The sequence below is a fragment of the Oscillochloris sp. ZM17-4 genome, assembly GCF_019599295.1.
GTDB lineage: Bacteria > Chloroflexota > Chloroflexia > Chloroflexales > Chloroflexaceae > Oscillochloris.
Map to the genome: position 1 here is coordinate 1 of NZ_JAIEWN010000093.1, position 7,437 is coordinate 7,437.

3 protein-coding genes are annotated in these 7,437 nt (G+C 49.9%); all 3 read left to right on the top strand.

From position 1 onward, the window contains the following. Nucleotides 1-1,093: DUF3387 domain-containing protein (locus K2Z83_RS27275; protein ID WP_220598326.1), on the top strand; the 1,093-nt coding region annotated here is incomplete at its 5' end. Between the two features lie 46 nt (nucleotides 1,094-1,139). Continuing rightward, a complete protein-coding gene (locus tag K2Z83_RS27280; protein WP_220598327.1) occupies nucleotides 1,140-3,953 on the top strand; it encodes an AAA-like domain-containing protein in 2,814 nt (937 codons plus the stop codon). After that, the gene (locus K2Z83_RS27285) at nucleotides 3,946-7,158 is read left to right on the top strand and encodes an AAA-like domain-containing protein (RefSeq protein WP_220598328.1); all 3,213 of its coding nucleotides are present in this window, start codon (nucleotides 3,946-3,948) and stop codon (nucleotides 7,156-7,158) included. The genes K2Z83_RS27280 and K2Z83_RS27285 overlap by 8 nt, the downstream gene beginning before the upstream one ends. The last annotated feature ends 279 nt before the right edge of the window (nucleotides 7,159-7,437 follow it).

Here is a 7,437-nt window from a genome sequence, read left to right on the forward strand (position 1 = left end):
CGTCGACTACATCGGCATCGCTCAGAACCTCAAATCGGCGCTCCAGCAATACTCGCAGCACGACCAGGAGCAGACCGGTGTCGATGAGGCGCAGGCCGTCGCGATGCTATTGGAGCGCTACGAAGTGGTACGGGATATGTACCACGGATTCGACTATACAACTGCCCTAAATGGGACGCCGCACGAGCGACTGGCGATGATGGCGGGCGCAATCGAGTGGATTCTCAACCTCCAGCAAACGCTCGCCGCAAAGGAGACCACACCTGACGGCAAAAAGCAGGCTCATCGGCGCTATCAGGATGCGGTGCTCGGATTATCAAGGGCGTTTGCCTTGGTCAGCGCCAGCGACGAGGCCCGGCAGATCCGCGACGAGGTGGGCTTCTTCCAGGCCATCCGCGCAGCGCTGGTCAAGAGCGAGGCGAGCAACGGCGTCAGCACAGGTGATCGTGACCTAGCGGTGCAGCAGATCATCAGTCGCGCCGTCGTCTCTACCGAGATCGTTGACATCCTGAAGGCGGCCGGTATCACTTCCCCTGACATCTCGATCCTCTCCGATGAGTTCCTGGCCGAAGTCCAGCAGATGGAGAAGAAGAACCTGGCGCTGGAGGCGCTGCGCAAGCTGCTCAACGACAGCATCCGCTCGCGCAGCAAGACAAACGTGGTGCAAACAAAAGCGTTCTCCGAGCGCCTTGAAGACGCAATCGCGCGCTATCATGCAAACGCGATCACCACCGCCGAGATTCTCCAGGAGCTCATCGAGCTGGCGAAGGAGATCCGCGCGGCGCGGCAGCGCGGCGAAGAGCAGGGCCTCTCTGAGGAAGAGATCGCCTTCTATGACGCCCTGGCGCAGAACCAGAGCGCGATTGACATGCTCGGCGACGACAAGCTCAAGCTGATCGCCCACGAGCTCCTCGTGAGCCTGCGCGAGAACATCTCGGTCGACTGGGCGCACCGCGAGTCGGCCCGCGCCCGCATGCGCGTGCTGGTCAAGCGCATCCTGCGCAAATACGGCTACCCACCCGACCTCCAGGACGCCGCCGTGCAGACGGTCTTGCAGCAGGCTGAGGCGCTATCTGCGAGTTGGACAGTTTGAATCGGCGTTGGCTTCACATCTTGCTTAGCAACCACTAAAGTATTATATGAAAAACGCATACCACCTCGAACTCGAGATCGGTCTATACCAACACAGGAAAGATACGCATGATGTAGTTGTTCGCTTTACTGATCTAGATCCGCAGGTCGAAGGTGGCCCTCCACCTGAACACGGCCTTGTGCGGTTTGACTTCGAGAAACTCCGTGAACTTACTCTCAATCCGATAGAGTATGGCAAGCTATTAGCTCAGAATCTTCTAGCTGATCCAGCCATTAAACAAATTTTTCAAGAAACACGTGCCGTCGCTGAGCACACAGATCGTGTGCTTCGGATTTGCTTATTTATTGACAGTAGTGCGGCACATCTTCATGGACTACGCTGGGAAACATTATGGGATGATAGTAACGACACATGGCTTATCGCAAACCAGCGCATCCTCTTCTCACGCTATCTAGACAATACTGGCTGGTCGCAGTATCGCCTGCGACCAAAAGCAGATTTGCGCGCATTAGTAATCATTGCAAGCCCAGCAGAATTAGCCGAACAGCCGCGATCCTTGGAAGATAAGCGACGCCAACTTGCACCGATCGATACAACAGCAGAATTGCAACGTGCTACAGACGCTCTTGGTCTAGTTGAACACGGTGGGCTTATCGCACGACAGATTGTAAGCGATGGTAAGACACGGATCACGCGAAAGCTAGTGATCAAAGCTCTCCAGGAGGGGTACGATATCATCTACCTTGTTTGCCACGGTGCCCTGTTATCGTTGCGCAAGACCCTGAAAGATGAGCCTTATCTGTACTTTGAGCATGACAATGGATCGATCCATGTTGTCGCGGGTAAGGATCTCGTGCGGCAGATTGCACTAAGTGAGCCATCCCGCCGACCGGTGCTCATAGTACTCGCCTCGTGCCAAAGCGCTGGCTCAGGGCAAGATTGTGATCACTATGATGGTACGGAGCAACAAAGTGATGATAATGGCGAGTTGTCTGCTCTTGGGCCGAGACTAGTTAAGGCAGGTATTCCTGCTGTTCTAGCTATGCAAGGGAATGTTTTGATGAGTACCGTCGCGGCGTTTATGCCCGAGTTCTTCAAAGAGTTGCTGCGCGACGGGCAAATAGATCGGGCTGTTGCAGCAGCACGAAGCCAGATTAGCCAGGCACCAGATTATTGGACTCCAACGCTGTTTAGTCGTTTGCGGCGAGGAAGTATCTGGCTTGAGCAGCAAGTACCTGGTGGGAAGGACTTCGAACAATCGCCTGTTAATAACTACGATGGTCAGACCCATCCCCAGGCAGTGGCGCAAACAAGAGTGGACGACCTTGCTACAAGCAAGAGATCCCGCATCTTCATTAGCTACAAACGAGATGTGGAACCCGATCAATCTGTTGCATTAGAAGTTTACCAAGCATTACGCTCAGAGTATAATGTTTTCATTGATCAAGTGATGCCAGTAGGCACTCGCTGGGCCGAGCGAATTGACGCAGAGTTGCGTCAAGCCGATGTCTTCATCAGTTTTCTGTCGTTTCACTCTGTTCATAGTGAGATGGTCGCCTCAGAGATAATTCGTGCCCATCACTTTGCAGCGTTACAAGGAGGGCGACCAGCAATTCTTCCCATACGTTTGGCATATCGGGAACCGTTCCCGAATCCGCTTAATGTCTATCTGGATCCAATCAACTGGGCATTCTGGGAGAACCCCACTGATACTGGATCTCTGATCACGGAATTGAAAGCTGCCATCTCTGGGCAACCATTGGCGATTGCGAGCAACGAGATGAAAGCGCAGATTGTTGAGTTAAGCCTCTCACCTCTGATTCAGCCACCGACGCCTTCGGCCCAACCCATTCGACTAGAACAGCCGGAAGGAACTATGGATCCTCAGTCGGTCTTCTATGTTGTTCGTCCTGCTGACGCTATTGCGTTGGAAGCCATTACACGGCAGGGGGAAACTATAAGCATTAAGGCACCACGGCAGATGGGTAAAAGCTCTCTGTTGCAAAGAATTATTGATGCAGCATGGGCTTCCGGGAAAGTAGTCGCGTTCCTCGATTTTCAGGAGTTCGATAAAACTGTGCTCTCGGATCCCGATATCTTCTTCTCACAATTTTGTGCTTGGCTGACTGATGCGCTCGAATTAGAGAACCGCATAGATCAGTACTGGACATCGCCGCTCGGTAATATCAAGCGTTGCACGAATTACGTCGAGCGTCACCTCCTTAAACAGGTCGGAAAACCGCTGGTAATTGCAATGGACGAGGTTGAACGTCTCTTTGAGACAGAGTTTCGAGACGATTTCTTTGGCATGCTACGCAGTTGGCATAATAAGCGTAAGGTTGGAAATGTATGGAAAAATCTTGACTTAGTACTAGTTACATCAACCGAACCTTACCAGTTAATCGCCAGCCTCAACCAATCGCCATTCAATGTAGGAGAAGTCATCGACCTCGCCGATTTTTCATACGAGCAGGTCGCTGAGTTGAATCGGCGCCACGATTCGCCACTAAATTCCAGCGACGAGAGCCGCTTAATGGATTTGTTAAGTGGTCATCCCTATCTAACGAGACGCGCACTATATCTCATTGCAAGTAATCGCATCACCTGTACAGACCTATTTGCCCACGCGGCTGATGACCAGGGGCCATTTGGAGATCATCTTCGTCACTATCTTTTCAGACTCAATTTACGTACTGATTTGATTACGGCTATGCGTGAGATTCTTCGTCTTCACATCTGCCCTGACGAGCAACTGTTCTTCCGTCTGCGCGGCGCTGGCCTGGTAAGACGAGAGGGATCGACTGTGGTTCCACGCTGCCAACTCTACGCCAACTATTTCAAGGAGCGACTCGATGACTAAACCGAGATTTGTTGCTGGCGGAACAGTACAGGCCGGTGATGGAATCTATATCGACCGGCTAGCCGACGAGCAATTGCTGCAACACTGTAAGGCTGGAGATTTCACCTATGTGCTGACGGCCCGACAAATGGGTAAATCGTCACTGATGACGCGAGTCGCCGAACGTCTTGAGGCGGAGGGTGTTCGCACAGTGCTGATTGATCTTACTGATATCGGAGCGCAGGCATCACCTGATGAATGGTATCTTGGTATCCTTGACGTCATTGTTGAGGAACTTTCCCTGAAGGTAGACTATCAGCAGTGGTGGAGCCAGCACTCACACCTGTCTAATGCCCGGAAGTTTGGTAAATTTCTTCGTGAAGTCATACTTGAAAATACAACATCACCGCTTGTTATATTTGTAGATGAAATTGACACAACTCGTTCGCTTTCATTCTCGGCTGATGACTTTTTTGCCGCAATTCGAGCCGCATACAATGCTCGTTCGCGAGATCTGCATTTCCGTCGCTTATCATTTGTGCTGCTAGGAGTTGCCCAACCTACAGATCTGATTCATAACCCAAAACGGACACCATTTAACATCGGCGTTAGAATCGATCTAACCGATTTTACGCTCCAAGATGCGGCCAAACTAGGAGTAGGATTTGGATTGCCCTCTGAACAGGCTATTACACTTACTACTTGGATTTTAAATTGGACAGGCGGTCATCCATATCTAACGCAACGTCTGTGCAAAGAACTTGTAGTAACCCGACTGCCACGTAATGAGTCAGAACTGGCCGGTGTTGTCGAGAAAGTCTTTTTCAAGCAGGACATTCAAGATCACAACATCCGTTTCGTTCGAGATATGCTTATTCGCAAACCCTATGCACCTAGTGTACTGAAAGTCTACGCAGATATATTGGCCGATCTGGCTATTCCAGATAATGAGCGATTGGATACTGTTGCACATCTTAAATTATCTGGTGTAGTTCGCTCTGAAGATGGTTTACTAGCGATACGTAACGCTATTTATAAGCGTGTCTTCAATCGAACATGGATCATGGAGACATTAAGAGTGAAATTCCATCGTTCCGCTGAATTTTTGGGGATTGATATTACCTCTGAAACAACGCCATTTCCTGAACTTGCGACCAATTTACGCGTATTATTAGATGGAAAAGTAGCAAGTGATTTTGCGCGTTCCGCGCCCGAAAGATTGCTATCCAGCGTCACTAGCATCATTTTAACTTCACTTATCGGCACTACAGGCTTTGTAATTACAAAAATTGGCTTTATTCTCAACGGAATCGAAGTTTTATCTCGATCTGCCATGCTGGAGCAACTTATTACTCTATCCGCCGATAGCGTAGATGAATGTGAATATGTGTTACATGATGCCCTCAAGCAACAAGATCTAGACATTGCGCTGTTGTCGGCGCTGCTCTTGAATGATGCCGGACCCGATTTAACGCTGGCATTACCCATAGGTAGACGATCAAGACTTATAGATGGGCTAGAACGCGGCATGCACATGGCAGGGGGAGCCTTGAAGGTAATCGCTCCACTTTATGCAGATGCACTGCGTGATCTACAGATCAATTGGGTTTCACTCCAGAAACAGTTGAGGGTACAGATTCTCAATGAGCGAGCGGCACAGGCAGAAGTACAACCAAACTCTAGTGAGGTGCCTCGACGAAGAACTTCAAATCCCGATCCTCTTATTCTTACGCCACAAGTTGAACTCGACACCATACAACTAACAATTTCGTTTACATCGACCAGCAGCGATAGAGTGGCTGTACGTTGGGAGTCTGATGTGATCGGCGTGCGCTCCAGTCAGTTTATACCTCCTTATAATGCTGAAATTACAGGAATTGTCATGCGCGCACTGAATAGCAAGCTAACCGAAACCAATCCATTCAATCCTATAGAGATAAGTCTATTATCAGATTTCGATCTCATTGATACGAATGGTTCTGTGGCTTTCGATATCGAACGGCGTATTGGACGTGCACTGTACCGTGCTTTGACGGCCGATTCTATAGGGGCCACATCTTTGAACACGGCTCGTGACTTCGCTATTTCAGCCAACCGACGGCTGACCTTGAATCTTCGTTTCCCACCAGATGCAATAGGACTTATGGCTTTGCCCTGGGAGTTGCTTTGGGATGATGGACCTGTGCCGCTGTTATTAAGTCGCAGTGACACTATAGCAATTACACGACACTTTGACTTATCTTATGCATTCTCCCCTCCTCGCAAGGAGGGTCCACTACGCATCCTTTTGATCGAACCGCATTTCGGCTCCTCATCCAAGCAGCGCGAACTCGCACGCACTGCCCGTATGGCTGCCTTTCAGCCACTACTTGATACCGGTCAAGTATTGATTGATGAGATTAGTCCTGCAACCCTTCGATCAGTGGTGGACGTATTTCAGTTTAGCCATCCACCGGATATAGTCCACTACATCGGTTACGGACGTTACGCCGACGGCAAAGGTGCGCTTATGCTTGATGAGCAAGATGGTAGGATGAGTTGGGTAAGTATTGATCGACTCACTGTGCTGTTCGGTGACGTGAAGTTAGTCGTGCTACAAACCATGCAGAGCGCATTAGTTGAATCCGCTGTAAACAATCTCCTTACCGGAGTCGCGCCAGCGCTAAGTATGGCTGTGCCATCAGTGATCGGGATGCAACTGGGCATACGGATGAATGTGGCAGCACGGGCCATTGGGGTAATCTACCGCGCACTTGCAGCGGGTCAGAGCCTTCAGGATGCCGTTAATAGGGCTCGCCAGGCACTATATATTGAGGAAGCCGACGAGGCATCGTGGTTCATCCCAGTACTGTATATTCGTTCGCGTGATACAGGCCCGGTGTATATGACTAGTCGCCCAGCCTTCCCAGGAAGCGAAGCGCAGAGAATCGAAGCTAGTATTGGTTCCAAGATATCTAGTTCCTCACAAATTGTGTCAGGAAGCACACGTCGATTGAACTACGACAGAGGTCTAGCGACGCTACGCGAGCACTTAGGTAATGCAGATGCGGCTATACAAGCTGATCTCAACACCCTAGAGTTTCGGTTGAAGGATAATTTACGGAAGGAGCGACTCTTTGGATTGAATCAAACTATAAGCATGGATCGCTCCGAAATTATTTATATGCTGAATGAACTGGCGTTGCGGTATATTGAAAAAAGCTTCAATGACCTTGCAAGGAGTTGAGGCACGTTGGAGAAAATCCCAAACAAGGCTTCTGCTCTGATTCGACAATTTACCCCAGCCTCTACTTGATTTCTTTGAAATTTTTCAAAGAAATCAGGAGAATTTTACAGTAGTGAAACGCTTTACAACCTCATCCACTTTGTCCTATTGCAAAGCGCAGCGAGCGACGCATTTGTTGCCTCAAAGAATCCAGGGACTTTCACAGATGTAAAAACCCCTGAATTTTTTGAACTTTGTTGCCAGCAACAACACTACGCACGGTGAGGGTGTGGGAGAGCT